23 protein-coding genes are annotated in these 26,796 nt (G+C 73.0%); 11 read left to right on the top strand and 12 right to left on the bottom strand.

Annotated elements, in window-relative coordinates; all coding sequences use genetic code 11:
• The first annotated feature begins 52 nt into the window (after positions 1-52).
• On the top strand, positions 53-2,914 hold the full coding sequence (locus GA0070560_RS14185) for an AfsR/SARP family transcriptional regulator (RefSeq protein WP_091296333.1): 2,862 nt from the start codon (positions 53-55) through the stop codon (positions 2,912-2,914).
• 53 nt (positions 2,915-2,967) lie between these two features.
• Here GA0070560_RS14185 and GA0070560_RS14180 read toward each other — a convergent pair whose 3' ends face one another.
• Positions 2,968-3,480 carry a MarR family winged helix-turn-helix transcriptional regulator gene (locus tag GA0070560_RS14180; protein ID WP_091296330.1) on the bottom strand — a complete coding sequence of 171 codons (513 nt, stop codon included), beginning with the start codon at positions 3,478-3,480 and terminating at the stop codon, positions 2,968-2,970.
• A gap of 38 nt (positions 3,481-3,518) precedes the next feature.
• Between GA0070560_RS14180 and GA0070560_RS14175 the strand changes: the two genes are divergently transcribed.
• From GA0070560_RS14175 to GA0070560_RS14160, 4 genes are all read left to right on the top strand, one after another.
• Positions 3,519-4,319: a potassium channel family protein gene (locus GA0070560_RS14175; protein WP_245675513.1), complete on the top strand. Its 801-nt coding sequence runs from the start codon at positions 3,519-3,521 to the stop codon at positions 4,317-4,319.
• An 82-nt stretch (positions 4,320-4,401) separates the two neighbouring features.
• The gene (locus GA0070560_RS14170) at positions 4,402-5,421 is read left to right on the top strand and encodes a PP2C family protein-serine/threonine phosphatase (protein ID WP_091296328.1); all 1,020 of its coding nucleotides are present in this window, start codon (positions 4,402-4,404) and stop codon (positions 5,419-5,421) included.
• Positions 5,422-5,531: 110 nt separating this feature from the next.
• Positions 5,532-5,870 (top strand): STAS domain-containing protein, encoded by a 339-nt coding sequence (locus tag GA0070560_RS28705; RefSeq protein ID WP_170839398.1) that lies wholly within the window; start codon positions 5,532-5,534, stop codon positions 5,868-5,870.
• A 42-nt stretch (positions 5,871-5,912) separates the two neighbouring features.
• Entirely contained in the window at positions 5,913-7,475 is a 1,563-nt protein-coding gene (locus GA0070560_RS14160) for a metallophosphoesterase family protein (protein WP_425412649.1), read from the top strand.
• Positions 7,476-7,530: 55 nt separating this feature from the next.
• Here GA0070560_RS14160 and GA0070560_RS14155 read toward each other — a convergent pair whose 3' ends face one another.
• Complete coding sequence (locus tag GA0070560_RS14155) at positions 7,531-8,703, bottom strand: DUF2254 domain-containing protein (protein ID WP_170839397.1); 1,173 nt, start codon at positions 8,701-8,703, stop codon at positions 7,531-7,533.
• A gap of 201 nt (positions 8,704-8,904) precedes the next feature.
• On the bottom strand, positions 8,905-10,734 hold the full coding sequence (locus GA0070560_RS14150) for a serine/threonine-protein kinase (RefSeq protein WP_091296319.1): 1,830 nt from the start codon (positions 10,732-10,734) through the stop codon (positions 8,905-8,907).
• 286 nt (positions 10,735-11,020) lie between these two features.
• Here GA0070560_RS14150 and GA0070560_RS14145 point away from each other — a divergent pair, with 286 nt between their 5' ends.
• On the top strand, positions 11,021-11,464 hold the full coding sequence (locus tag GA0070560_RS14145; RefSeq protein ID WP_091296316.1) for a DUF305 domain-containing protein: 444 nt from the start codon (positions 11,021-11,023) through the stop codon (positions 11,462-11,464).
• Positions 11,465-11,590: 126 nt separating this feature from the next.
• Here the strand turns inward: GA0070560_RS14145 and GA0070560_RS14140 are convergent, their stop codons facing one another.
• From GA0070560_RS14140 to GA0070560_RS28700, 3 genes are all read right to left on the bottom strand, one after another.
• Entirely contained in the window at positions 11,591-11,887 is a 297-nt protein-coding gene (locus GA0070560_RS14140; protein ID WP_425412648.1) for a BON domain-containing protein, read from the bottom strand.
• A 451-nt stretch (positions 11,888-12,338) separates the two neighbouring features.
• Positions 12,339-13,301 (bottom strand): golvesin C-terminal-like domain-containing protein, encoded by a 963-nt coding sequence (locus tag GA0070560_RS14135; protein ID WP_091296313.1) that lies wholly within the window; start codon positions 13,299-13,301, stop codon positions 12,339-12,341.
• The gene (locus GA0070560_RS28700) at positions 13,301-13,456 is read right to left on the bottom strand and encodes a hypothetical protein (protein WP_170839396.1); all 156 of its coding nucleotides are present in this window, start codon (positions 13,454-13,456) and stop codon (positions 13,301-13,303) included. Before GA0070560_RS28700 ends, GA0070560_RS14135 begins: the two co-directional genes overlap by 1 nt.
• 306 nt (positions 13,457-13,762) lie before the next feature.
• Here GA0070560_RS28700 and GA0070560_RS14130 point away from each other — a divergent pair, with 306 nt between their 5' ends.
• Together GA0070560_RS14130 and GA0070560_RS14125 are read left to right on the top strand one after the other, a co-directional pair.
• A complete protein-coding gene (locus GA0070560_RS14130; protein ID WP_091296309.1) occupies positions 13,763-15,589 on the top strand; it encodes an AMP-dependent synthetase/ligase in 1,827 nt (608 codons plus the stop codon).
• Positions 15,590-15,773: 184 nt separating this feature from the next.
• Positions 15,774-16,106, top strand: a complete 333-nt coding sequence (locus GA0070560_RS14125) for a hypothetical protein (protein ID WP_139131493.1) — start codon at positions 15,774-15,776, stop codon at positions 16,104-16,106.
• A gap of 15 nt (positions 16,107-16,121) precedes the next feature.
• On the opposite strand, the gene GA0070560_RS14120 is transcribed toward GA0070560_RS14125, so the two are convergent.
• Both GA0070560_RS14120 and GA0070560_RS14115 read right to left on the bottom strand, forming a co-directional pair.
• The gene (locus GA0070560_RS14120) at positions 16,122-17,075 is read right to left on the bottom strand and encodes a TerC family protein (RefSeq protein WP_091296303.1); all 954 of its coding nucleotides are present in this window, start codon (positions 17,073-17,075) and stop codon (positions 16,122-16,124) included.
• A gap of 226 nt (positions 17,076-17,301) precedes the next feature.
• Positions 17,302-17,853, bottom strand: coding sequence for a DUF5872 domain-containing protein (locus GA0070560_RS14115; protein ID WP_091296530.1), 552 nt, complete (start codon positions 17,851-17,853; stop codon positions 17,302-17,304).
• A 138-nt stretch (positions 17,854-17,991) separates the two neighbouring features.
• Between GA0070560_RS14115 and GA0070560_RS14110 the strand changes: the two genes are divergently transcribed.
• Complete coding sequence (locus GA0070560_RS14110; protein WP_091296300.1) at positions 17,992-18,915, top strand: ABC transporter ATP-binding protein; 924 nt, start codon at positions 17,992-17,994, stop codon at positions 18,913-18,915.
• A complete protein-coding gene (locus GA0070560_RS14105) occupies positions 18,905-20,551 on the top strand; it encodes an ABC transporter permease (protein WP_091296296.1) in 1,647 nt (548 codons plus the stop codon). The genes GA0070560_RS14110 and GA0070560_RS14105 overlap by 11 nt, the downstream gene beginning before the upstream one ends.
• A 143-nt stretch (positions 20,552-20,694) precedes the next feature.
• Here GA0070560_RS14105 and GA0070560_RS14100 read toward each other — a convergent pair whose 3' ends face one another.
• Positions 20,695-22,314 carry an ADP-ribosyltransferase domain-containing protein gene (locus GA0070560_RS14100; RefSeq protein WP_091296526.1) on the bottom strand — a complete coding sequence of 540 codons (1,620 nt, stop codon included), beginning with the start codon at positions 22,312-22,314 and terminating at the stop codon, positions 20,695-20,697.
• A gap of 242 nt (positions 22,315-22,556) precedes the next feature.
• Here GA0070560_RS14100 and GA0070560_RS14095 point away from each other — a divergent pair, with 242 nt between their 5' ends.
• A complete protein-coding gene (locus GA0070560_RS14095) occupies positions 22,557-23,234 on the top strand; it encodes a macro domain-containing protein (protein ID WP_091296295.1) in 678 nt (225 codons plus the stop codon).
• A gap of 64 nt (positions 23,235-23,298) precedes the next feature.
• On the opposite strand, the gene GA0070560_RS14090 is transcribed toward GA0070560_RS14095, so the two are convergent.
• Genes GA0070560_RS14090 through GA0070560_RS14080 form a run of 3 tightly spaced genes read right to left on the bottom strand, consistent with a single transcriptional unit; the run spans position 23,299 to position 26,683 of the window.
• Entirely contained in the window at positions 23,299-24,798 is a 1,500-nt protein-coding gene (locus GA0070560_RS14090; protein ID WP_091296292.1) for an acyl-CoA carboxylase subunit beta, read from the bottom strand.
• Positions 24,795-25,472 carry a TetR/AcrR family transcriptional regulator gene (locus GA0070560_RS14085; protein WP_091296289.1) on the bottom strand — a complete coding sequence of 226 codons (678 nt, stop codon included), beginning with the start codon at positions 25,470-25,472 and terminating at the stop codon, positions 24,795-24,797. Before GA0070560_RS14085 ends, GA0070560_RS14090 begins: the two co-directional genes overlap by 4 nt.
• Positions 25,469-26,683: an acyl-CoA dehydrogenase family protein gene (locus GA0070560_RS14080; protein ID WP_091296287.1), complete on the bottom strand. Its 1,215-nt coding sequence runs from the start codon at positions 26,681-26,683 to the stop codon at positions 25,469-25,471. The genes GA0070560_RS14085 and GA0070560_RS14080 overlap by 4 nt, the downstream gene beginning before the upstream one ends.
• Between the last annotated feature and the right edge of the window lie 113 nt (positions 26,684-26,796).

Here is a 26,796-nt window from a genome sequence, read left to right as displayed (position 1 = left end):
ACTGCACTCTCAGTGACACCGAGGTGCGTGTCCGCTGCGGGATGGGGGTGCGGTGCGGGTAGCGGTGCTCGGGCCGTTGGAGCTCGGCGAACGGGACGGCCGCCTTGCCATCGGTTCCCCCAAGCAGCGAACCACCCTGGCGCTGCTGATTGCCCGGGCGGGCACCGTGGTGTCGATCGAGGAGTTGATCGCGGAGCTGTGGGGTGAGCGGCCGCCGCGCTCCGCGCTGGCCAACGCCCGGATGTACGTGGCGAACCTGCGCCGGCTGCTGGCCGGGTACGACGACGCCCCCCAGGTGCGCAAGGCCGGCGGGGGATACCTGCTCACCCTCGACGATCAGGCGTACGACCTGCGGCAGTTCCGGGACCTGGCACGAGGCGGCCGGGCGCTTCTCGACGACGGCGACGCGATCGCGGCCGGGCGGCAGTGCCGGCAGGCGATCGACCTGTGGCGGGGCCGACCGCTGGCGGACGTGCCGACCGGTGAGCTGCTCGACGCCTGGGTGCTCGGGGTGGAGCAGGAACACCAGCGGGCGGCGCACTGCCAGGCCGAGGCGCTGCTCCGGTCGGGTCGGGCCGACCAGGCCGTGGACCTGGCGCGTGCGCTGCTTCTCCGTGACCCGCTGCGGGAGCCCACCTACGAGCTGCTGATGCGGGCGCACCACGCGGGCGGCGACGTGGCCGCCGCGCTCGGCGTCTACGACACCGCCCGCCGCCGCCTCGGGTCCGAACTCGGCATCGAGCCCGGCCCGGCGCTGCGTGAGCTGCGGCATGTCGTACTCGACCGGGGCGACGGGCGGACGGCGGGCCCGGACGGCGGCGCCTCAGCGGCGGGTCCGCCGCCCGTCCCGGAGCCGGCGCCCGACCGCGCCGTGCCCCGACAGCTGCCGGCGGACATCCCCGCGTTCGCCGGGCGGGCCCCGCACCTCGACCGCCTCGGCGCCCTGCTGCACCGTGCCACCGGTGCGGCCAGGGTGCCGGTGACCGTCGTGGTGACCGGTCCCGCCGGGGTGGGCAAGACGGCCCTGGCCGTGCACTGGGCGCACCGCGTCGCCGACCGTTTCCCCGACGGGCAGCTCTACGTCGACCTGCGGGGTTTCGGCCCCGAGCGGGCCCGGACCGGCCCCGCCGAGGCGCTGCGCGGCCTGCTCGACGCGCTCGGCGTGCCACCGCACCGGATGCCCCGGACGGTCCAGGCGCAGGCCGGCCTCTACCGCAGCATCCTGGCCGGTCGCCGGGTCCTGCTCGTCCTGGACAATGCCCGCGACGCCGACCAGGTCCGGCCGCTGCTGCCCGGCTCCGCCGGCGCGCTGACCGTGGTGACCAGCCGGGACCAGATGTACGGGCTGGTCACCAAGGAGGCCGCCGAACCGCTGCCGCTGACGCTGATGTCGCCGACCGAGGCCCGTGAGCTGCTCGCCGGGCGGCTGGGCGCGACCCGCACCCGGGCGGCGGAGGCGGTGGACGAGATCGTCGCGTCCTGCGTCGGGCTGCCGCTGGCGTTGGCCGTCGTCGCCGCCCGCGCCGCGATCGAGCCGGACGTCCCGCTGCCGCGCCTCGCCGCCGACCTGCGCCGCACCCGACGGCTGGACGCTCTGGCGCCGGACAGCACCGTCGACGTCCGCACGACGCTGTCGTGGTCGCATCACCTGCTCCACGAGCCGGCCACCCGGCTGTTCAGCCTGCTGGCGGCCCACCCCGGCCCCGATGTCGGACTCCCGGCCGTGGCCAGCCTCGCCGGCCTGCCGGTGGCCCGGGCCCGGCAACTGCTGGCCGACCTCGTCTCGGTGAACCTGCTCGCCGAGCACCGGCCCGGGCGGTTCCGGTTCCACGACCTGCTTCGCGAGTACGCCGCCGAGCGCCTCGACGAGGGCGACCCGGCCGACCGGGCCGCCGCGCTGCGCCGGCTGCTCGACCACTACCTGCACACCGCCTGCCAGGCCGAGCGGTTGCTGAACCCGGTGCGCAAGCCGCTCGCCCTGCCACCGCCGTCGCCCGACGTGACCGTGGAGCCCGTCAACAGCGCGGAGGCCGCCCTCGCCTGGTTCACCCGGGAACGGGCCGGGCTCGTCGCCATGGTCGCCGAGGCGCACCGGGCCGGTCTGCCCGAGCGCACCTGGCAGCTCGCCTGGACGTTCAGCACGTTCTTCGACACCCGCGCCTACTGGGCGGACTGGCAGCGCACCCAGCAACTCGCCCTGTCCGCCGCGCGTACGACCGGCGACCCGGGCCGGCAGGCGGACGCCCACCGCTGCCTGGCCCGCGCCTGCGTCCGGCTGGACCACCCCGACGAGGCGTACGACCACTACGAGCAGGCCCAGGGGATCTACCAGGAGACGGGCGAGCTGCTCGGCCAGGCCGTCGTCGAGCTGAACCTGTCCCTGCTGGCCGAGCAGCAGGACCACCCACGCCGGGCGCTGGAGCACGCCCGGCGGGCACTCGACCTGTTCCGTCGCGCCGGCGACCGGCCGGGGGAGGGGCGGGCGCTCAACGGGGTGGGCTGGTGCCACGCCCGGCTCGGCGAGCACGAACACACCCTGCGGCACTGCACCGAGGCCCTCGCGGTGCTCGGTGCGGTGGGCGACCGGGCGGGGCAGGCGGCGGCCTGGGACAGCATCGGCTATGCCCGGCGCCATCTCGGCGACCACGACGAGGCGATCACCTGTCACCAGCGGTCGCTGGCCATCTACCGGGAGCTGGGGCACCGGTACTGGGAGGCGTCGGTGCTCACCCACCTCGGTGAGGCGTACCTCGACGGGGGCGACGAGCCGGCCGCCCGGGCGGCGTGGCGAGACGCCCACGACATCCTGGTCGCGATCGGTCACGGTGAGGCGGAACAGGTCCGTGTCCGGCTCGACCAACCTGCGTCGGTGGTGAACTCGCTGCCGGTGACCGACCGGGGTGAGGGACGGTGACCGGCTGGACCGTTGATGCCGGGTCGGGGACCCGGACGAGGTCCGGTCCGGCGTCAGGGGCGGGCCGTGCACCGCTCCCAACGCCGCCACCACTGCTCCTCCGTGGGCTCCCCGGCAGCGATCACCAGCGCCTCGATCAACTCGGCCGGGGTGTGTGGCCGGCTTCCGTCGGCGAGCAGCAGGAGGCGTCGGATCTCGTCGGTCCGACGCCGCAGGACGTCACCCACCAGCGTCTTGCCCGCCTCGGTCAGCGTCAACCAGGCGACCCGCCGGTCCACTGGCCGGTGGTGGCGTGCGACCAGCTCCCGGCGTACCAGGCGGTCGCAGGTCCTGGTCGCGGTCGACGGGTGGACGCCCAACCGGGCCGCCAGGTCCACCGTGCGTATCGGGCTGTGCGAGGCCAGGACGACCAGCGTCCGGTACTGCGAAAGGGTGACCTCCGCGTCCAGCGCGGCGAGGGTCCGGGCGGTGATCCCCACGAGCGTACGGCTCAGCGCGGACAGCCCGTCGACCAGATCTTCGTGGTCGGGAGTCGACGGGGTGCTGCCGTCCACGTACAGTGCCATCCGAAAATGATTGCACGGATACATGTAAAGGCGTTCAGGTGGAACCCTTCATCCAGACCGTGGACGAGACCCGGCCCGTGGACCGGGCGGCGAGGTGGGAACGCCTGTCGGCGCTTCCCCTGACGATCCTGTCGATCCTCTTCCTGGCCGTCTACGCGGCGCCGATCCTCCGGCCCGACCTGCCCGCGCCGTGGCGACTCGCCTGCGAGGTGACGGCGGTCGTCATCTGGCTGCTGTTCTGGGTGGACCTCCTGGCACGCCTGAAGCTGACCACGGACCGGCGCCGCTTCCTCCGGAGCCACCTGTTCGACCTCACCGTGCTGGTGCTGCCCGTACTGCGTCCGCTGCGTGCCCTGCGTCTGGTCACCGTGGTGCTGACCCTCAACCGCAGGACGGAGACCTGGGCCCGGGGCCGGCTCGCTGTCTACGTGGGTGCCACCACCCTGCTCCTGGTGTTGGTGTCGGCGCTGGCCGTGCTCGACGCCGAGCGCTCCTCCGTCGACGCGAACATCTCCTCCTTCGACGATGCGCTCTGGTGGTCGGCGGTCACCATCACCACGGTCGGCTACGGGGACCATTACCCGGTCACCGCCACCGGCCGGTTCGTGGCCCTGGCGCTCATGATCGGCGGTATCGGACTGATCGGTTTCGTCACCGGTTCGCTGGCGACCTGGATCGTGGAGCGGGTCTCCGACGCAGGGCGGCCGGCCACGGCGACGGTCGACGACGTGGCGGTCCTCCGTGCGGAGATCGCCGCGCTGCGTCAGCAGCTCGAGCCTCGGGTGACGGGGATCGGGAACGAGCCGGACCAGCAGAGCCGTGCGGCCTCCTCCCGTTGATCCCCGGCCGGCACCCGGCCACCCACTCGCCGGCGGCGGTCCTTCCGGCAGCTGGCACCGCTGGCTCGGCCTGCCGTTGGCCATGGGTTTCATCGTGCTGGTCCTGGCGGTCGACGTCGTCGCCGGTACGCACGCCGTGCTCATCGGGTTCCTGACCCTGGCGCCACTGTTCGCCGCCGCCGTGGACGCCCCGCGCCGCACCGCGCTGGTGTCGGCCGCCGCGAGCACCGCGGCGGTGGCCGCCGGCCTGCCCAACGGTCTGCTCGGCAGCCTCGACCACCTGCTGCGGGTGGCTGTGGTGATCACGGTCAGCCTGATGGCGGTGTACGTCGCGCGCGCCCGCACCGCCCGCGAGGAACGGCTGCGTCGAATGACGGAGATCGCCCGGGTCACCCAGGCGGCGATCCTGCGCGAGATGCCCCGGCAGGCGGCCGGGGTCGCGCTCGCCGCCCGCTACGTCTCCGCCCAGGAAGGGGCCGGCGTCGGTGGAGACCTGTACGAGGCGGTCGCCGACCGGGGTCGACTACGGCTCATCGTCGGTGACGTCCGCGGCAACGGACTGGCCGCGGTGCGGCTGGCCGCGGCGGTCACCGGGGCGTTCCGGCAGTCGGCGATCATCCGGTCGGACCTCGTCCAGGTGGCGCGTGACCTGGACGGACTGGTCGGCCGGGAGTCGTCCCCCGCGCACGTCGCGACGTTCGTCACCGCTGTCCTGGTCGAGCTGCACGACGCCGGGATCCGTATCGTCAACTGCGGTCACCCGGCTCCGATCCTGCGGCGTCGTACCGGAGACCTGGCCGAACTCGGTCCGTCGCCGCCGGACCGCCCACTCGGGCTCGGCGGGGTCCGCCGGCCGGGGGCGGTGGATCGGTGGGAGGTGGGCGACCGGCTGTTGCTGCACACCGACGGCATGGTCGAGGCGCGCGACGGCGCCGGGCGGTTCTTCCCGATGTCCGCGCTCGGGACCTGTCTGGCCGAGCCGACGGTGCACGAATGCCTCGTCGCCGTCTGGACCGCCGTGCACCGGCATGTGGGCGGTGCGCCCCACGACGACATCGCCCTCCTGCTGGCCGAGCGCCTGCCGGCGGTCCCCGACGCCTGACGAGGGGCGTGCGACCACCCGGCGACCCTGGCCGGTACGCCCTGCACCAGGTAGCCTGGCGCCCGGGAACTCATTGCACGCATGCAGGTATCGGTGGACGGGGGTGGCCGTTGAGCCTGACGACGGAGACCGTCCACGCCGGTCCCGTGGTTCGGATCCGGCTGCGCGGGGAGATGGACGTCGACACCTCCGGCCTGGTGCACGACGCCGTCCTCGCGGCGTTGACCTCCGACTCCGTACGACAGGTGGTCCTCGACCTCGGCGAGCTGGCCTTCATCGACTCCTCCGGGATGGGCACGCTGGTGGCCTGTCAGCGAGCCGTCGGTGTGGGTGGCGGCATGTTCAACCTGGAGAATCTCGCGCCCTTCGTCCGACGGCAGCTCTTCGCCGCCGGTCTGCTCGGTCTGCTCGGCGGCATCGACGACGGCCCGGCCGACGCTGCGTCCTGACCGCCCTCGTCCCCGCACCGCCCACAGATCGGACCCCGGCCCGTGATTCCTGCCTCCGGTGCGCCGTCGCCGTACCGTCGCGCCGTCGTCGACCGTCTCCGACGGTGGGCCGCCTGGCCGGCCCGGCTCGTACGGTCGTCCTGGCCCCGCCGGGTCCTGAGCGGAGCGGCGGTGCTGGTCGTCACCGCCGTCGGCGTCATGATCGGCACGCTCCTCGCCGCGCGGGGAACCGGGGACGTCGGGCCGCTGCAGGTCGCGTTCCAGCTGTCCCCGTCGATGGACGGTGGCACCGAGGTCGCCGTCCCGCCGCTCGGCTCGCTGTACCTCGACAGCCACGAGGGTCCCGCGCGGCTCACCGTCCGCCTCGAATCGCTGGACCAGCGACGGACCGAGGCCCTGATCAACGACCCCTCCGGTCTCACCCGGGCAGGCGACACCGCGCCGCAGGACATCCGCGACGCCCTGGTCCGCCTCGGGCTCCGTACGCTCGGCGTCTCGGTCCTCGCGTCGATGCTGCTCGCGGCCCTGACCTTCCGCTCCGTGCGCCGGGTCGCCTGGTCGGGCGGGCTCGCCCTGCTGGTCACCGGCGGCACCCTCGGCACGGCGGCCCTGACGGTACGGCCGCAGGCGCTGGCCGAGCCCCGCTACGAGGGACTGCTGGTCAATGCCCCGGCGTTGATCGGTGACGCACAGCGCATCGCCGACGACTACACCCGTTACGCGGAGCAACTGCAGCGGCTGGTCGGCAATGTCGGCAAGCTCTACGCCACCGTGTCGAGCCTGCCGATCTACGAGGCCGCGCCGGACACCACCCGCGTGCTGCACGTGTCGGACCTGCATCTCAACCCCGCCGCCTGGCCGGTGATCAAGACTCTGGTCGAGCAGTACGACATCGACTTCGTGATCGACACCGGAGACATCACCGACTGGGGCAGCGAGCCCGAGTCGTCGTACGTCTCGATGATCGGCCAGTTGAAGGTGCCCTACGTCTACGTTCGTGGCAACCACGACTCACCCCGTACGGCGGCGGCGGTGGCGAGCCAACCGAACGCGATCGTGTTGGACGACTCGGTCGCGGTGGTCCGTGGTGTGACGATCGCCGGTGTCGGTGATCCCCGCTTCACCCCCGACAAACAGGAGTCGGAGGCGGGGCCCTGGGAGGAACCGGCGATGACGGTCGAGGGCGCGGGAGAGCGGCTCGCCACGACGATCCGGTCCCTGGACGTGTCGGTGGACGTCGCGCTGGTGCACGACCCGGCGTCCGCGGCGCCGCTCAACGGTGTCGCGCCGCTCGTCCTGGCCGGGCACACACACCGCCGGGAGGTGACCGTGCTGCCGTCCGCCGGGGAGGTGGCCACCCGGCTGGCGGTGCAGGGCTCCACCGGCGGCGCGGGGCTGCGTGGGCTCGAGGGTGAAGAACCGATGCCGCTGGCCCTGTCGGTGTTCTACCTCGGCCCCGACCACAGGCTCCAGGCGTACGACGACATCCGCGTCGGCGGCACCGGTCGGGCGCAGGTCAGCCTCGACCGGACGGTGGTCGACGACACCCCGCCCGTGCAGGCCCCGGTGCCGTCCGCCCCGACCGTCACCCCCGTCGGCCGCTAGCCGGCGGGGCGGCGACGGCACCGGCGGGCCGGGTGGCCGTCGCGCCGGGGGAGCGTCACGGCGTCATCTCCGCCAGCCGTCGGCGCACCGCCGGCAGGTGTTCGGGCAGGGCCACCGTCGTGAGGTCCCGCAGCATTTCGACGAGGGCCCGGGTGATCCTCGGCTGGTCGCGGCCGGCGTACGCGACGTCGTCCACCGCGACGGCGAGGAGGCTGTCGAAGCTCTGCCGGCGGGCGACGGCGCGGACGGTGCCGTCGTCGTCGTGGACGACCCGGGGCAGCCGCGGTCGGACCGCCAGCCGGCGGAGCAGGTCGTGTGCCTCCCGCACGGCCCGTTCGGCGGTGGTGACGTCGTTGATCCCCGGTGACAGGGCTCGCTCGGCGATGTCGGCGAGTTGTCGCAGACCGAATCCGATGTCCTGACCGGGGGTGCGTTCCACGCTGATGCTGACACCCTGCACGGTGTCGCCCGGATCCAGTGGCGCCGGCGGCTGGTCACCGACCGGGTGGACGTGCAGCAGCGGGGCGCCCTCGGCGACGAAATCCCCCGGAACCGGTACCACTGAGATGGCGCAGCGGTGACGTCGGGCGATCTCGGCCAGTAGGTCGACGTCGACGTCGACGATCATTCCGGGCCCGAGCGCGCCGATCACCTGGCAGATCTGGCCGGCGTGCTCCGGCTCGCCGTCGCCCTCGTCGCCCTCGTCGCCCGACCGGTCGGCGTCCAGGCAGCGCCGGGTCTGGACGCCGATCGCCGCGATGATGTGCGACACCCGCATCACGGTGGTGATGTGGTGCAGGTAGTAGATGAAGACGGCGGTGCTGCACAGCACCAGCGCCATCGACGCGGCGAGCGACAGCTCGGGCAGACGTCCCGCGGCCCGGTCGGGCAGGGCGGCGAGCACCACCATGGCGAACAGGAACGTCGCCACGAACGTGCCCAGCGTGATCTGGATGACCCGGTCCTGCAGGAAGGTACGCAGCACCCGCGGCGAGTACTGGCTGCTGGCCAGTTGCAGGGCGACCACCGTGATGGAGAAGACCAGGGCGGTGAACGAGATCATCGCCGTGATGATCGAGGAGAGCAGCGAACGGGCGCCCGCCGGGCCGCTGGGCAGGATGCCACCGATCGGCAGTGCCAGCCGCAACTCCAGCACCGACAGCCCGACGGCCAGGACCACCGCGCTCACCGCGAACACCGCCGGGACCAGCCAGAAGCTGCCTCGCACCGACGCCAGGCGAGAGGATCGGGTCTGGGTCCTGCTCACCCGCCCGTAATCCCCGAGCCGTCCCGGCGTACACCTTCGGCGCCGCCGGCGGGGCGGACCGGCCGGAGGCGACATGGTGCCGGCGCCCGGACCGCCGTTCCCGCACGCCCGAGCGTCGACCCGGTGCCCGGTCCCGTTCCGGCGGGACGGCCGGACCGCCGGTCATCCGCCGTCGCCGGGTGATGGATCCGTGCTCGGCTGGGCGGTGCCGGCCGGGCTCTCGCCGGTGGACGCCGTCGGGGTGGCCGGGGTGTCCGGCTGCGTCGATTCGACCGGACCAGGGGCGTCCGGCGGGGACGGGCTCTGTGCCGGGGACGGGCTCTGTGTCGGGGAGGGAGCCCCGGTGGTCGGCCGGGGTGAGACGCCCGGTACACCCGGGGAGGTGGGAGCGCCGGTCGGCGGCCCGGTGGTGGGTGTCCGATCGGGGCTCGCAGGGGTGCTGCTGCCGCCGGCCGTCGGGTCCGTGGGCCGTGCGCTTGCGGTGGTTTCCTCGTCCTGCCCACCGCCTGCACCGGGGGTCGTCCTGCTGGGCCGGACGGACGGTGTCGCGACCGTCGTGGAGGTGATCGACGTGGATGCCCGGCGGCACGGGACGCCGTTGACCGCGAAACCGGTCGGCTCGCCCCGGGTGGAGTCGTCGTAGGTGCCCCACAGGCCGACCGTCGTCGTACCGTCGGGACCCGCGGGACCGTCGACCCGGACCGTCACGTTACGCACTCGTCGGAGCAGGTGAACGCCCTCGGTGCCGCCGGTGAGCCGTTGGCCGGCGGGCAGTGCGAACGACAGTGTCCGATTCTCGGACCTGGCTGCGCCGGCATGCGTGACGGTCAGGTCGGCGGTGAACGTGCCGTCGGAGGCCCGGTGGGAGGTGTACCGCGCGGTGCACCCGGAGGACGACGCGTCCGACCCGGCCCCCGCACCCTCGGCGGCGTCGTCCGTGGAGGTGAGCCCGGGCAGTTGTGCCGCGAGTACCGCCGCCAGGGCCGTGGACGGCACGGCCGCCAGCAGCAGGCCGCGCCGGGCCGCGCCGCGCCGCCGTGGCAGCCGACCGCTCGACGCCGGTCGCGTGGCGCGAACCGCGCCCGACCTGGGGATTCGACCCGACGGTACGGCAGGCCGGGTGGCGGGGACGGGACCGGACGCGGCATCCAGGCCGGCCGCTGGTCCGACGGGGATCGCTGGCCGGGTCCCCACCACCTCCGACAGCAGCTTCCAGACCTGGGCGCTGGTGGGTCGGTCCGCGGGATCCGGCGCCAGGCATCGTCCGCAGAGCCCGCCGACGGCCTCCGGCAGGCCTGGTACACCGGCCACCGGTGCGGCGTGACCCGGGGCGAGTAGCTCGACCACACTGTCGCCCTGCCGTAGTGGCACGCCCACGAGGCATTCGTGCAGCAGCAGGCCGAGTGCGTACACGTCGCTGGCGGGTACGGCCGCGTCGCCGCGCGCCTGCTCAGGGGCCATGTACCGGGGGGTGCCCAGTACCTCGCCGTGCTCGCCGACGGAGCGTTGGCCGACACCCAGAGCGATCCCGAGGTCCACGAGCTTCACGCCGGCCGGGGCCAACAGCACGTTGCCGGGCTTGACGTCCCGGTGCACCAGATCCGCGGCGTGCGCCGCGGTGAGCGCTGCCGCCACGTCCGCGCAGACCCGAACGGCGTCGCGCCAGTCCATCGCCCCACCGCCGTGCAGCCTGGCGGCGAGCGTCTCGCCGTGGACGAACTCCATCACCAGGTACGGGACCCGCCGGTAGCCGTGCAGTCGCGCCTCACCGTAGTCGTACACGTTGGCGATGTGGGGATGGTTGAGCTGTGCCGCGGCGGACGCCTCGGCGCGGATCAGCTCGCGGGAGCGCCGGTCGCTGGCCAACTGCGGAGCCAGCAGCTTCACCGCGACCGTCCGGTGCAGCAGTTCGTCCTCGGCGCGCCAGACGACCGCCATGCCGCCTCGGCCCACCGGCTCCACCAGCCGGTAGCGTCCTCCCAGCAGCCGCACGTCGCCCCCCTCCTCCGTGGCCGGTCACGGCGTCCGCCGGCGGGGCCGCATGCCGCTCGGTCGCGGACCCCAACGACGTACCCCCCGGTGGATCAGGGAAAACCGGCGGCCCGCAGCCAGGGGCACGGGGACCTGGTCGGCTGGCTGCCGTAGTCCCGGTGGACCGGCGGCAGCCTGAGTGTGTAACCGGTACCGCTGCGGGCACCACGGGGAAGAATCTGGCTCTTGCCCTGCTGGTTTTTCGACCGACCACCGTGTGCGACGCAGTCGCGGACTGGAGGAATCCATGAAGAACTACGTGCGGTTCGGCGTCGTCATGACCGTGAGCCTGGCCGTGATGTTCGTCCTCACCCTGTCGCAGATCCGCCGCATCGGGGACTTCTACCTCAACCTCAGCAACTTCTACATGTCGGTGATCATGGTGGCGACGATGGGGATCATCATGATGCTCGTCATGCGCGGCATGTTCACGAACAAGCGCCTGAACCTCGTGCTGTACATCGGATTCGCCGCCTTGTTCCTCGGCGGATTCGCCGCCGTCCGCACCGAGCCGCTGGTGGGCAACGAGGGATTCCTGAAGTCGATGATTCCGCACCACTCCCGGGCCGTGCTGGTGTGCCAGGAGTCGGACATCACCGATCCGGAGATCGTGGAACTGTGTGGCCAGATCGTGAAGTCCCAGGAGGAGGAGATCACGCAGATGAAGAGGATCCTGGACGACCGGTACTGACGGGCCGGCAGGTGCACGTGCCCGCAGGGCGGCGCCGGCCGACGGACGTCACGGGCATCCGACGGAGCCGAGCCGCCGGCGCCGCGCGGCCCGCCCCCTGCCTCCGTCGGCCGGGCCGACGGCGGGTCACCGTCGGCCGCGCCGCCGGTCGGCGATCCGGAGCATGTTGCAGACGTCGAAGACACCCGGCACGTCCCAGGCCAGTTCCGCGGCGACCCGGCGTGCCTCTTCGCCGTACACCAGGCCGGCGAGGATGGCGACCCGGTTCTGCACCGACACGGTGATCTGCTGTCGCCGGGTCGTCCAGTCAATGCTCAGCCGCTGCGCGACCAGCGCCTCGATGCGCAGGTCGTGGCTGTCCGGTTCGGGCTGGTCGAAACTCGCGGACCAGTATCCGTCGGGGTGTGACCACGGCATGTACACGAGGGCTCCTCAGTGATCGGGACGACCAGGATCGGAGCCGGCGTCGACGGACCGACGGACGGCGTCGACGACGGTCGGGACGGACGCGGTCGAGCGCGCCCGGACCGCCGCAGCGGGGTGGATCCGTCGGCCGCCTTCGCCACCGCCAGGGCGGCGACGAGACGGCGACGGTCCTGCCTGCGGGTGCGGGCACACCGGTCACCGGTGGCCTGCTCCGATTCGGCATCCAGAATCCGGACCTCGGTTGGCGATGGCCACGCGGACCTGTGTCAGTTCCGTGACAAATCCGTGGGGTGGTCGAGGAGAGGTCCGACGGGACGGGACAGCTCAGGCTTCAGGTCGGCCCGCACACTGACCCGACCTCGCCCTGGACGTTCCTGCCATGCGTGCTCTGGCCGCCGAAGGGGCATGGCCCCGGGCCATGCCCCTTCGCGGACGGCGCAGAGGCCGTTCAGACCCGGGTGAGGCGGACGGCGTCGGCGATGATGAGCCCGCTGCCGGAACTCCACCGGCTCACCGCCACCCGGTTGGCGTCCCCCGCCGGCAGGGTGAACGTGCCGAGGCTGCGCCACTGCCCGCCGTTGACCCGCTGGTCGGCGTAGACGGTGCGGTTGCCGGTGGTGGTGGCCACGATGTACGGGGTGGAGCTGTTGTAGCCGGAGTTCGCCGGCCACCAGGCGTCGACCCGGTAGTTGGCGGTGGCCGGGACGTTGAACCGGTACCAGGCGGCGTCGCTGGCGGCGACCGGCTTGGCGTAACGGTAGTCGCCTCCGTACCGCTGGCCGGAGAACGACGAGACCCCCCAGTTGCCGCTGGCGGTGAACCGGCCGGCGGTGGCGTTGTCGACCACCGCGCTCCAGGCCGTGCCGCCGGACATCTTCGCGGCCACGTCGGCGCGCATCACGTTGAGGTCGATGAAGGACGGGTCGATCTTGCCGGTGGTGCTCGTTTCCCGGTGCCCTCTGGCGTGGCTGGCGTCCCGGCCGAGGCGGGTGAGCACGGCGGCGGTGGCGGCGATCGACGCGTTGTACTGGGCGGCGGTCATCTCCTGGTTGACGCCGTTGTAGTCGATCTCCCACCCGATCATCAGGGTGTTGCCGTCGCCGGCCGGGATGGGCCCGCTGCCGCCGCTGGTCCCGGCGTGGTTGCACCGGCCGGCGGAGATGACGTGGAAGACCCCGTGGTAGTCGACGAGGGCCTGGCAGAGCGGACCGGGCAGGTCGGAGCGGCCGTTGATGCAGATGTTCAACGCCGGGTGCGGGTTGGTGGCGCTGGAGGTGGCCGCGGTGTGGTGCCACAGCACACCGATCGGGTCGAACGAGCCGGGGCGCATCCGGTTGAGCCAGTCACCCTCCACGACGACCTGGACACCCGCGCCCCGCAGCACGTCCACCAGCCAGGGGATGGTGGCCATCAGGACGCTCCGAGCAGGTCGGCGAGGCACTCGACCTTCGGCGCGGCGGCGGCCGGGGCGGGCTTGACGGCGACGGCCAGCGCGGCGGCGGTCACCAGCGCGGGGATGCCGAGCACTCCTCGGCGGCGCAGGCGGACGGGACGTGGAGTGGCCATGGTGCTCCTTCAACGAGGTGAGGCGAAGGGATCGACGTACTGCGATGGCGGCAGGTTATATCGAGGTGCCCGTCGATGTCGATACCCTTCACTGCGGCACGTTGGGCTGAAGGAATCTGACGCCAGGGTTGGTCCGGTCGCCGGTGGCGATCGCGGTCGTGCCCGCTGCGGCCCTACCGGTCGCCGGGCCCCGCCGGGGCACTTTCGCCATTTCCGGCAGCCGGACCGCGTCAGGTCGCCACGATGGGGGCAGACCCGTACCCGGCGGTCCCCGCCTGCGCCCGTCGGACGGCGAGGGGGAGGATCATGCAGGACGTGGCAGCGGCACCCGTACCCGTCGGAGCCGTGACACCTGGGCTGGCCGAGCAGGTGTGGATCAACGCCCGGGAGGACCCCGGGGCGGTGCAGTTCGTCCGCCCGACGCCGGTGTCCCGGGCGTGGCCCGCGCGTCGGCCGGCGCGCGGCGCGTTGCCGGTGACCTGCGAGCAGTTCCGCGACGACGTCCAGATCCTGGCCCGCGGGTTCCTCGCCGCAGGGGTGGGGCACGGCGACCGGGTCGCCCTGCTCAGCCGTACCCGCTACGAGTGGACCCTCGTCGACTACGCCCTGTGGGCGATCGGCGCGGTGACCGTGCCGATCTACGACACCGCCAGCGTCGAGCAGATCGGTTGGATCCTGGCCGACTCCGGTGCCGTGGGCTGCGTGGTCGAACAACCGCGCCAGGCCGAGACCGTCGACGCCATGCGGTCCGGCGTGCCGACGCTGCGCGACATCTGGCAGATCGACGCCGGTGACCTGATCGCCCTCGCCGGGCGTGGTCGCGCCGTCGACGCCGCGCAGGTCGACGCCCGCCGCGCGCGGGTCAGCGGCGGCGACGTGGCGACGATCGTCTACACCAGCGGTACGACCGGGCGGCCAAAGGGCTGCGTGCTGACCCATCGCAACATCCACTGCGACGTCACCGCCGCGGTCGGCGTCCTGCCGCAGATCCTGTACCCGGGAGCGTCGACGGTGCTGTTCCTGCCACTGGCGCACGCGTTCGCCCGGCTGATCCAGGTGGGCACGGTGCAGACCCGCGCCACCATGGTGCACAGCGGCGACATGACCAGCGTCCTCCAGCAGCTGCGCACCCACCGGCCGACGTTCATCCTGGCGGTGCCGCGGGTCTTCGAGAGGATGTACAACCGGGCGCGGGACACGGCCGTCGACGCGCACCGCGGTCGGTTGTTCGCCCTGGCCGAGCGGGTGGCGGTGCGCTACAGCCGCGCGCTCGACACCCCCGGCCGCCCCGGTGTGCCGCTCCGGCTCGCCCGCGCCGCGTTCGATCTGCTGGCGTACCGGAAGATCCGGGCGGCGTTGGGCGGACGGTGCCGGACGGCGATCGTCGGCGGTGCGCCGCTCGCCGAACAGCTGGGGCACTTCTACCGGGGCGTCGGGATCACCGTCCTGGAAGGGTACGGGCTGACGGAGACGTCGCCGGCGTTGACGGCGAACCTGCCGACGGCCCAGCGAATCGGCACCGTCGGACGTCCCCTGCCCGGCGTGGAGATCCGCATCGCCGACGACGGGGAGATCCTCGCCCGGGGCGACGTGGTCTTTCCCGGCTACTGGAACAACCCGGACGCCACCCGGGAGGCGTTCACCGTCGACGGCTGGTTCCACACCGGTGACCTGGGCAGCTGGGACGACGGCGGCTGGCTGCGTATCACCGGCCGGAAGAAGGAGATCATCGTGACCGCGACGGGCAAGAACGTCGTCCCCGCCCCGATCGAGGAGGCCGTGCGCGCTCATCCGCTGGTCAGCCAGTGCATGGTCGTCGGCGACGGTCGCCCCTACCCGGCGGCGCTGGTCACCATCGACGCGCAGGCGTGGTCGCGCTGGCGCGTCCGCCACCGGCCGGACGCCTCGGTGGCCGACCTGCGGGACAGCCCACCACTGCGCGCCGAGGTGCAGGTCGCGATCGACCACGCCAACCGGGCGGTGTCCACGGCGGAGCAGATCAAGACGTTCCGCATCCTGCCCGAGGACTTCACCGAGGAGGCCGGGGAACTCACCCCCACCCTGAAGATCAGGCGCACCGTCGTCGCCGCCCGGTACGCTGCCGACATCGACGCCCTCTACCGCGGCCACTGACCCGCGGCGCGCGGCAGCCGTCCCGGGGCCCGGCACGGCACCACCGGCGCTGCGGCCGGGCGTCCGACCGACCTGGGAGGGTGATGGTGGCGTGGGCGGTGCTGTGGTCCGGCGTCTGGATCGCCGCCAGCCTGCTGACACCCGTCCCGGCGCCAAGGCCGCCACACCCCCGGAGTACGACGTGATGAGCAGGTCAGAAGGCGTGCAGCTCGCCGCCGGCGCCGTCGTGGTGTTCGGCCTCCACACGGTGTGGGGCCTGACCGCCGCGAACGCGATGTGGACCGGCCGGGACTCGCCGGGGGAGTGGACCTTTCACCACGCCGCCGCCGGGTGGCTGCTCCTGCCCGTCACCGCCACGCTGACCTGGCTGCTCACCCGCCGCGAGCGGACGAGGTGCTTGGGTCGCGGCGGTGTCATCGGCCTGCTCGTGGCCACCATCGCCGCCGCGCTGGCCCTGTTCACCGGATATGCGCCGCCGTGGGTCTCCGCGGGCTGGACCGGTCAGGGTTGGAGTTGATGGGCCGGTGGTCGGTCACCTGTCGGTCGGCGTGCGGACGGTGGAACGCGTCGGCGTGCCGCGGGTGGCCGCCAGGCTCCACCCGATCGAGACGGCCAGGGTGGCGACGATGACGCCGAGGGTGAGCGGGATGGGCAGCTTGCCCACCGGGGTCTCGGAGAGGATCAGTTTCACGCCGGCGAAGGCGAGCAGGAACGCCAGTCCGTAGTGCAGGTGCACGAAGCGGCGCAGCAGGCCGGCGAGGCAGAAGTAGAGGCTGCGCAGGCCGAGGACGGCGAAGGCGTTGGCGGTCCAGACGATGAAGGTGCTGGTGGTGATCGCGAGGATCGCGGCGACGGAGTCGACGGCGAAGATCAGGTCGGTGGCCTCGACGGCGATGAGCACGACGAACAGCAGGGTCGCGACGCGTCTGCCGTCGATGCGGGTGAAGAACTTGTCACCGTGGTAGCGGGCGTCGGTGGGGACGACGCGGCGGACGAGGCGGACCACGAGGTTGCGGTCGGGGTGCATCTCCGCGTCGTGCTGGAAGGCCATCTTCCAGCCGGTCCAGATGAGGAAGGCACCGAAGACGTACGCGGTCCAGAAGAACGCCTCGAGCAGCCCGGCACCGACGAAGATGAACACCAGCCGGAAGGCCAGGGCGCCGATGACGCCCCAGAAGAGCACCTTGTGCTGGAAGGCGGCGGGCACCGCGAAGTAGGTGAAGACGAGCGCGAAGACGAAGACGTTGTCGACGGAGAGCGCCTTCTCGATGAGGTAGCCGGCGTAGTAGGCGCCCGCGGCCTCGTCGCCCTGCCACAGCCAGAGCACGACGCCGAAGGCAAGGCCGGCGGCGATCCAGATCGCCGACCAGGTGGCGGCCTCGCGGAAGCCGATGACGTGGTTGTCGCGGTGCAGGAACAGGTCGATCGCCAGCATCGCGGCGATCGCGGCGGTCAGGGCCAGCCAGGCCCACCACGGTACGGACATCGAGGACATCGTGTTCCCTTCGACCGGGCCGGCGCGCACGCCGGCGTGCTGGTCGAAGGTCTCCCCGGACCGCCGGTGCGGCGGCCCGCGCGGCCGGGACCCGGGTGGGTCCGTACTGACGGCCGGCGCGTCCGGTGGCGGGTACTCCCCCTCGAACTGCGATCCATTATTCACGAAGCACAGTTCGTTTGTCTAGGGGTGCTCACACCCGGGAATCGAGGGTCGGTCAGCGTCGGTCGAGCTCCGACTCCAGCCGCCGGAGGAGCGTCTTGCGGGCCTTGCCCTCGCGTTCGTGCCGCAGCGCCGCCTTGAGCTGACGCGTGTCGAGGTCGCGGACCAGTTTCGTCGCCTCGGTGACCGGCAGCTCCGACAGCCGTACGGCCGTCGTGGCGTCGCGGCGCGCACGTATGGCCGGCCCGGTGTTGGCCACGTACTGCCGGCCGGACCTCGACGCCCTCCGCTTCTTTGCGTCGGTCGCGCGCCGCTGTTCGGGGGAGAGCTCCTGCCATGCCTGCTTGGGCAGGTAACGACCCGTCTCGCCCCCGTGCCGGGCCCGCGGGTCGCCCTGACTGGTCTGCCAGTCCTCCTCGCCCCAGCGCTGCAGGGACTTCTGCCGCTCGTCCTTCGGCCCCTCGAAGCCCCCACCACGCCGCTTGTACTCCTGGGTGAGCAGCTGCGACTTGCGTGCCGACCACTGTCCCTGCCTGCCGCCCCGGTCGGAAGCCTTGATCTCTTCCTTCAGTTGCTCCCTGAGCTCGGGCTTCGTGTACCGCGCCATGCCCGGCAAGTACCCGAGGCACCCGGACGCATGCCTCCCACCCGGCTCCGTCGAGATCCGCACGTCCCGGCCACCGGCACGTCTCCCACGGGCCTATCGGCACTGTCCGCAAGCCGGGCCCGGTGCCACGGTGGAACCATGAGGGCGATCGAGGTCCGTCACCTGACCCGGGGCTACGGAGCCGTCCGGGCGGTGGACGACGTCAGCTTCACCGTCGACGAGGGCGAAGTCTTCGCCCTGCTCGGGCCGAACGGGGCCGGAAAGACCACCACCGTCGAGATCCTCGAGGGCTACCGCCGTCGCGACGGCGGGGAGGTGCGGGTGCTGGGCTTCGACCCGGCCACCGGCGGCCGGGCCTACCGGGAGCGGATCGGGATCGTGCTGCAGTCCGCTGGGTTCGAGGAGGAGTTCACCGTGCGCGAACTCGTCCGATTGCAGTCCTCGCTCTACCCCCGCCGGCACGACACCGACGAGCTGATCGCGCTGGTCGGGCTCGCCGACAAGCGCGACACCCGGGTCAAGGCGCTCTCCGGCGGGCAACGCCGCCGCCTCGACCTGGCCCTCGGCCTCGCCGGAGCGCCCGACCTGCTCTTCCTCGACGAGCCGACGACCGGCTTCGACCCGGCCGCCCGGCACCGTGCCTGGGAGCTGATCGCCCGGCTGCGCCACCTCGGCACGACGATCCTGCTCACCACCCACTACCTCGAGGAGGCCGAACGGCTCGCCGACCGGGTGGCGATCCTGCGCGCCGGCCGGCTGGTCACCGTCGGCAGCCCCGACCAGCTGCGCGACACCGTGCAGCTGCCCAGCCTGATCACGTTCCGGCTGCCGGCCGTGGTGGCCACCGATCTGCCTGTCCTGACCGGCGAGGTCAGCCACGCCGACGGCGCGTTGCGGGTACGCACCCACGACCCGCTGGCGGACACGTACCGGCTCACGGAATGGGCCCGCACCCGGCGGCTGGACCTGCCCGGGCTGAGCCTGGCCCCGCCCACCCTGGAGGACGTCTATCTGACCCTCACCGGCGAACCCGACCCGGAGGAGGCCGACCATGATCGTTGACCTGCCGCGTACCAGGCCCGCGCCGGCCACCCGGGCGAGCACCGGTCATCCGGTGTGGCGGCTGACCGGGCAGGCCCTGCGTGGGCACCTGCGCCGACCCATGTCGACCTTCTTCATCCTCGTCTTCCCGCTGAGCTTCCTGGCGGTCGTGCTGGCCATCGTCGGCAACCCCGACACCGGCGACGGGGTGCCGGTCGCGCAGTACCTGGTCAGCCCGTTCGCGGTGTTCGGCGCGGCGCAGGCGGCGTTCTGCCTGCTCGCGGTGGACCTGGCGACGCTGCGGGAAGAGGGCGTCCTGCTGCGCCTGCGCGGCACGCCCGTACCGGCGTGGGCGGTGCTCACCGCCCGTACCGCCGCCGCACTGGCGCTCTCCGTGGCGGCGCTGGGGCTGCTCACCGCAGTCGGCGTCGTCGGGTACGGCGTCGCGCCGGTCTGGTCGAAGACCCCGGCGCTGCTGCTCACCTTCGTCCTCGGCACCGCCTGCTTCGCGGCGCTCGGCCTGGCCGTCGCCGCCCTGACCCGCACCGTGCTCGCCGCGCAGACCCTCACCCAGGGGCTGCTGATCCCGCTGGCCTTCGTCTCCGACGTCTTCATCGTCGGCGCGGACCTGCCCCGCTGGCTCGACCTCGCCGGGTCGGTGCTACCGCTGAAGCACTTCGCCCAGGCCATGGCCGAGACGTTCACCCCGGGGGCCGGGACCGGCCTGTCCTTCGGGCACCTCGGCGTGCTCGCGGCGTGGACCGTGGTCGGCGCGCTGGTCGCCCGGCTGCGCTTCGGCTGGCAGCCGCGCGGCGCGCGGCAGGCGGGCCGGGCTGCGCCGGGCGCCGCCGCGATGCCGGACCTGCGCCTCTCCGCGCCGCAGCGCGCCGCGCGCCCGTCACCGGCCACGCTGGTCACCGGGCAACTCGGGTACGCCCTGAGCGGGCTACGCCACGACCTGCTGTCGGTCTTCTTCGCGGTCGTCTTCCCGGTGCTGCTGCTCGTGCTCTTCCCGAGCGTCTTCGGCGACGGCGAGGTGCGCGGCCTCACCCTGGCCCAGTACCTCCTGCCCGGCATGGCCGCCTACGCCGTCGCCGTCACCGGGTGGGTCAACCTGCCCGAACAGGTGGTGGCGGCCCGTGCGAACGGGGTGCTGAAACGGCTGGCCGGCACCCCGTTGCCGCAGCGCTGGTACCTCACCGGCCGGCTCGCCTCCGTGCTGGTCGTCTCGGTGGCGACGGCGGTCCTGCTCGGCGCGGTCGCGGTGGCCCTGCTCGACGTACGACTCGACGCCGGCCGGCTGCCGGCGGCGGCGCTCGCGCTGCTGCTCGGGGTGCTCTGCTTCGCCGCGCTCGGCCTGGCGCTGGTGGCGGCCCTGCGCTCGGCGAGGTCCGTCACCGCGATCACCCTCGGGACGCTGCTGCCGCTCAGCTTCGTCTCCGACGTCTTCCCGGTGGGCGACGCCGCGCTGCCCGGCTGGCTGGCGCTGATCGGTGACCTGTTCCCGCTGCGGCATCTCAGCGCGGCGCTGCTGGCGGCGACCCGCCCCGGGCTGGACGGTGCCGGGTTCGCCTGGGCCCACCTCGCCGTGCTGGCCGCCTGGACCGTCGCCGCGCTGCTGGTCCTCGCCGCCCGCCCCCTCACCTCGCGCGACTGAGCGGCGGTGCTGCCGCAGGACCAGGGCAGCCGGTCCGGGAGCTGCCGGCGGTGGTGGTGCCCCGGGCGATCGCGGTGACCGGGTCGTCCGGGCGCGGATCCCGCACGGGCCGGGCGGCCAGGATCCCCGCCCGCGGCATCCGTTCACGTCACGAGGCGCTGCTCGGGCAGTTCGGTCAGCTTCACGGTGCACAGGCCGCTGCGCTCCGCCTTCACGTCGGTCACCGTGAGCTGCGTGCCGGGGGCGAGGATGAACTCCTCCTCGCCGGTGAACGCGGAGAACCTCCGGATCCCCACCGCCCGCGCGGGTAGCACCTCGAACAGCGTGCGCCTGCCGCGGCGGCCGAGGAACGCCTGCGCGACGCCGAGCTTCGACGTGCACGAGGACACACCCCACCACGTCACGGTCTGGCCCAGCGGGTACTGCGCCCGCAGGTCCAGCGACACCCCGCGCCACAGCGGCTCGGTGCGGGCCGGGAGCCGCGACACGGCTGCGAACAACAGCCGCAGGTACGGCAGGTACGGCACGATCCGGCTGCGGTCCGGGTCGCGCAGGGTGGCGTTGATCCGCCGGTAGAACGCCGACTCGCAGGTGTACAGGTGCAGTGCCGCTACCTCGTCGGCGGAGAGGCCGTGCGCGGCGTCGCCCGCCTGCTCTCCGCCGAACCGGTGCGACTGCTGCACGTGTCGCTCGAGCCCCGGCAGCAGCCTGACCACCGGGTCCACGGCCGCACGGAAGTCCATGAGCGGGGTGTCGAGGACGCCGGTGATCGCGGGCAGGACGAGACCCTCGTCCTTGACGCCGGCGAGCCGTTCCAGGTAGAGCTTGTGCAGCTCCATCGTGGCGGCGATGAACGCCCCCATCCGGTCGGCCTCGCCCGCGCCCGTGCCGTCGGCCTGTGCCGTCGCCGTGCTCCAGCCCTTGCCGGGAAGCCAGTCGATCTCGTCGGCCCCGAGCGTCCGGAGCGCCTCGTTCACCGCGGCGAAGGGTTCTCCATCGCAGAAGATGTCGCCCTGTGCCGCCGGGTTGGGGTGGTCGATGTGCCGGACCTCCACCGCGGGGTACTTCTTCTGGAGCCGCAGCACGACGCTCTTCAGGGCACGGGCGTGCGCGCCCCACCACGCGAACACGACGCCCCGGTCCTGCTCGTCCTCGGCGTGCTGCTTGGCCTTCAGGATCTCCTCGACGATCGTCTCGACGACCGGTCGCCAGAACGCGGTGTGCCGGTCGGTGGCCATCGCGCCGTCGCTGCTCGCGGTCAGGGCCGCGTTCAGCAGCAGCACGCCCTGCGTGAGCATCGCCTGGAACCACTCCGGTGGCGGCACGGTGTCGTGCTCGCGCAGGAGGGCACGGATGTCGCCGATCGGCGTCTTCTTGGGGATGCCGTGCTTCCACATCGCCGCCGCCTTGATGATGCAGCGGATGGTGACCACCCGGCCGAACTGGCTGTCGGCCCAGTCGTGGAACGTGTTGTCGAACATGGCGATGCCCGTGGCGCTCTCGGTGCGCGGGTACGGGTTCTGGCCGAAGACGACAACCTTCCACTTGTGCGGCGGGTTGGGCTTGAGCGCCTGGAAGGTCAGTTCCCGTACGGGCACGACCTTCGGGCTGCGGCCCGGGCCGATGAACGTGGCCGCAGCCGGCTGCGCCTCGATGACCGGGCGCAGCAGCGGCAGCCACGCCTCGCCTCCGCCGGTGAAGAGTTCGGCGAGGGCCAGTGGGTCGTTCGGGTCGGGCGAGGCGGCGGCGTCGGTGTCGCTCAACGTGGACTCCTGCAGGGGGGGCGCCGTGCCGGTGCCGGCACGGATGATCAAGGCGGAGGCATTGTGCCGCGCGGGGGTGACAGGCACGCCGTGGACGGTCCGCAGCGGCGTGCGCGCACGACCGTGGCGCGGCGACGCCGGCTGCCACGACCAGGGCAACCGCCGCCGTGCGCGGAGATGTCGGTGGGGGTCGATAGCGTGATCCACGTCGGAGACACCCCATCCCACCACCGGAGTGAGCCATGATCATCGATCGGGAGAAGCCGCAGCTCAAGGTCGTGCTGACCGACGTCAACGCGCGGGTCGTGCAGGCGTGGCGGGCGGCGTTCGCCGACACCCCGGAGGTCGAGATCCACAAGGGTTCGATCCTCACCCGGCAGGCTGACGCCTGGGTCAGCCCGACCAACTCCCGTGGCCGGATGGACGGCGGCGTCGACGCGGTCGTCAAGCGGCACCTCGGGGCGGGGATCCAGCTGCGCGTCCAGCGGGCGATCCGCGACCAGTTCGGCGGATCGCTGCCGGTGGGCAGCGCCGTCTGCGTGCCGTCCGGGGCGACCAACCCGAGTTTCCTGATCTCTGCGCCGACGATGGAGCAGTCGGCGCAGAACGTCAGCGAGACGTTGAACGTGGCGCTGGCGTGCGCCGCCGCGTTCCAGGCCGTCCACGTGCAGAACGAGAAGGAGCCGGGCAGCATCCGGTCGGTGGCACTGGTGGGCATGGGCGCCGCGACGGGCCGGGTGCCGGCGCGGGTCTGCGCCAACCTGATGTGGACCGGCTACACGCTGTTCAACGACTACTACTTCCGCGACTACGACGACCTGCGGCGGATCATCTGCGAGCAGCTCGACGACATCGACAGCCGCCCTGAGGACGAGCGGGTGCGGGTGAGCGTCCCCACGTCGTCCGGCACCCGTCGTTGAGCAACCGGCGGCGCGGAACACCCGGCAGGCGGGCCGCGCGGCCGCCCACCCCGGTGACGGCGACTCAGCAGAGCGCGGCGAGCAGCCGGTCCCGGGTCTGCGCCGGGTCGATGACGTCGTCGAGCTCGAAGCTCGCCGCGGCCGACAGCGCCCGCCCGCGCTCGTAGGCGAGGGCGACCAGTTCGTCGTACCGGCGTTCGCGCTCGGCGTCGTCGGCGATGGCGGCCAGTTCCCGGCGGTGCGCCAGGCGCACCGCGCCTTCCAGGCCCATCGCGCCGACCTCACCGGTCGGCCAGGCGAGGGTGAGGCGGGTGGTGTGGAAGCTGCCGCCGGCCATCGCCATGGCGCCGAGCCCGTACGCCTTGCGCAGCACGACGGTCACCAGCGGGGTACGCAGCGACGCGCCGGCGGCGAACAGGTCGCCCACCGCGCGGACCAGCCCGGTCCGCTCGGCGTCCGGGCCGACCATGATGCCCGGGGTGTCGCAGAGGCTGACCACGGGCAGGTTCATCCGCTCGCACAGCCGCAGGAACCGGGTGGCCTTGCCGGCGGCGGTGGCGTCGATGGCCCCGGCCCGATGCAGCGGGTTGTTGGCGATCACGCCCACCGGACGACCGGCGAGCCGGGCCAGGGCGGTCACCAGGGACCGACCGTGCCGCTCCCGCAGCTCCAACACGGAGTCGAGGTCGAACAGCAGGCGCAGGACGGTTCGGACGTCGTAGGCGCGGCGTCGGTTCTCCGGCAGGACGTCGCGCAGCTGCCGCTGGTCGGCGTGCCGTCCCTCGGTCGGTTCGCCGGTGGCCAGGCCGAGCACGGTGCGGGCCAGGCGTACCGCGTCGGCGTCGTCGGCCGCGTGCAGGTCGACGGCGCCACTGGCCAGGTGCACGTCGAGCGGGCCGACGTCCTGCGGGGCGACGACGCCGAGCCCGGCCGCCTCCACCATGGCCGGTCCGCCCATGCCGATGCTGGCGCCCGTGACGCCGACGGTGACGTCGCACATGCCCAGCAGTGCCGCGTTCCCGGCGAAGCACCAGCCGGCCGCGATCCCGATCCGCAGCGACGGCAGTCCGGCCAGCGACGCGAAGGTCGTCAGCTCCAGGCCCGCCACGGTCGGGTGGTCGGTGTCGCTGGGCCGGCCCCCACCGCCCTCGGCGAGGACGACGACCGGCAGTCCCTCGCGTGCGGCGACGTCGAGCAGGCGGTCGGTCTTGCGGTGACCGGTGACGCCCTGGGTGCCGGCGAGGACGGTGTAGTCGTACGCCACCGCGCCGATGGGCGTGCCGGCGACCCGGCCGACGCCGACGACGACGCCGTCGGCGGGAGTCGCCTCGGCGAGGTCGGCGAGTGGCCGGCGGGAACGCTGGGCGGCCACCGCCAGGCCGCCGTACTCCAGCCAGGTGCCGTCGTCGACCAGGTCCGCGAGGTTCTCCCGTACGGTGCGCCGGCCCGCCGCGTGCCGCTTCGCCGTCGCCTCGGCGCGGGCTTCGTCGCGTAACCCGGCCTGCCGCCGGAGGACCTCGCCCAGGTCGGCCCGGACGGGGCCGGCGGTCGGCTCCTGGCTCATGCGGTCGACCGGGACCGGTCACCCGCCGTGCCGGCGGGCGTGGGGGAGGAGGACTCTTCGGGCGGTCGCAGGCCGCCGACGAACAGCGCGACGAGCTGGTGGCCGACCTCGGTGAAGGTCAGTGGCCCGTCCGGGTGGAACCAGGTGTGCGTGTTGCCCAGGGCGCTGAGGAAGGTGTGGGTGATCACTGTTGCGGAGACGTCGGTGCGAACCGCGCCGGCGCGCTGCCCTTCGAGCACCAGGTCGCGGAACAGGTCGTGGTAGCGGCGGCGCTCCCGGCGGGTGGCGTCGGCGTGCTCCCCGTCGATCAGGTGCGCCGAGCGGGCCCAGACGGTCAGCTCGTCGACGTGCGCGGCGGTGTGCTCGACGACGTCCGCGGCGGCGGCGCGCAGCCGTTCCCCGACCGGTCCCGGGCCGTCGGCGATCTCGCGCAGCCGCGCGGTCTGCTCCGCGAGCAGCTCCCGGTAGATGCTGGTCAGCAGCTCCGACTTCGAGCCGAACCAGTGGTAGAGGGCGCCCTTGGTGACCGCTGCCGCCGCGACGATCTCCTGGACGCTGGTCGCCTCGTAGCCGCGCCGGGCGAACAGCTCGGTGGCCGCCGCGACGATGTTGCGCCGGGCCGACCCGCGCGGCGCCCGCCGCCGGGTGAGCGGCTCGGTGCCCGCTGCGGTCACCGCGACTCCAGTTGCCGGCGGATCTCGCGGCGGGCCACGTCGCGCACGTGCACCTCGTCCGGTCCGTCGGCGATGCGCAGGGTGCGGGCGCCGGCGTACATCGCCGCGAGCGGGAAGTCGTCGGAGACGCCGGCGCCGCCGTGCACCTGGATCGCCCGGTCGAGCACCTCTAGGGCCACCCGGGGAGCGATGACCTTGATGGCGGCGATCTCGGTGCGGGCGTTCTTCGCGCCGTACCGGTCGATCATCCAGGCGGCCTTGAGGGTGAGCAGCCGGGCCTGCTCGATGGCCATCCGCGACTCGGCGATCTGCTGCTGGACCACGCCCTGTCGGGCGAGTTCCTGACCGAAGGCGACCCGGGTGGTGGCGCGTTGCACGAGCAGGCTCAGCGCGCGTTCGGCCAGGCCGATGGCGCGCATGCAGTGGTGGATGCGGCCGGGGCCGAGCCGGGCCTGGGCGAGGGCGAAGCCGCTGCCCTCCTCGCCGAGCAGGTGCGACGCGGGCACCCGGACGTCGGTGAAGACGACCTCGCCGTGGCCGTGCTGGTCGTGGTAGCCGAAGACGGGCAGCGAGCGCACCACCTGCACGCCGGGGGTGTCGACCGGCACCAGGATCATCGACTGCTGCCGGTGTTTCTCGGCGGACGGGTCGGTCTTGCCCATCACGACCATGATCTGGCAGCGGGGGTCGGCGATGCCGGTGGTCCACCACTTGCGGCCGTTGATCACGTACGAGTCGCCGTCGCGTTCGATGCGGGTCGAGATGTTGGTGGCGTCGCTGGAGGCGACGTCCGGCTCGGTCATCGCGAAGGCGGAGCGGATCTCGCCGTCGAGCAGCGGACGCAGCCAGCGTTCCTGGTGCTCGGCGGTGCCGAACATGTGCAGGATCTCCATGTTGCCGGTGTCCGGCGCCGCGCAGTTGGTGGCCTCGGGGGCGAGCTCGATGGAGCGGCCCATCAGCTCGGCGAGGGGGGCGTACTCCAGGTTCGTCAGGCCGGAGACGTCGGGCAGGAAGAGGTTCCACAGCCCTCGGCGGCGGGCCTCGGCCTTGAGGTTCTCGACCACGGCGGGCAGGTGGTGGCGGTTGCCGGCCGCCGCGAGTTCGGCGCGCTGGGCCGCGTAGACCGCCTCGGCCGGGTAGATGTGCTCGTCCATGAACTCCTGGAGCCGCTTCAGGTGCTCGGTGGCCCGGGCGGTCGGTTCGAAGTCCATGGCTGTCTCCCCATTGACGCGCGTGTCGGCGGCTCGCTACCGTCGCCGGACGCTGAACATACCGGCTGGTCGGTATGACGTCCAGAGGCACAAAGACCGTGAGGAGCACCAGG

Origin of the sequence: Micromonospora halophytica (genome assembly GCF_900090245.1) — a bacterium.
GTDB classification, from domain to species: Bacteria; Actinomycetota; Actinomycetes; order Mycobacteriales; family Micromonosporaceae; genus Micromonospora; species Micromonospora halophytica.
Note: the sequence above shows the minus strand (reverse complement) of the source record. Positions and strands in the feature narration are given on the sequence as shown.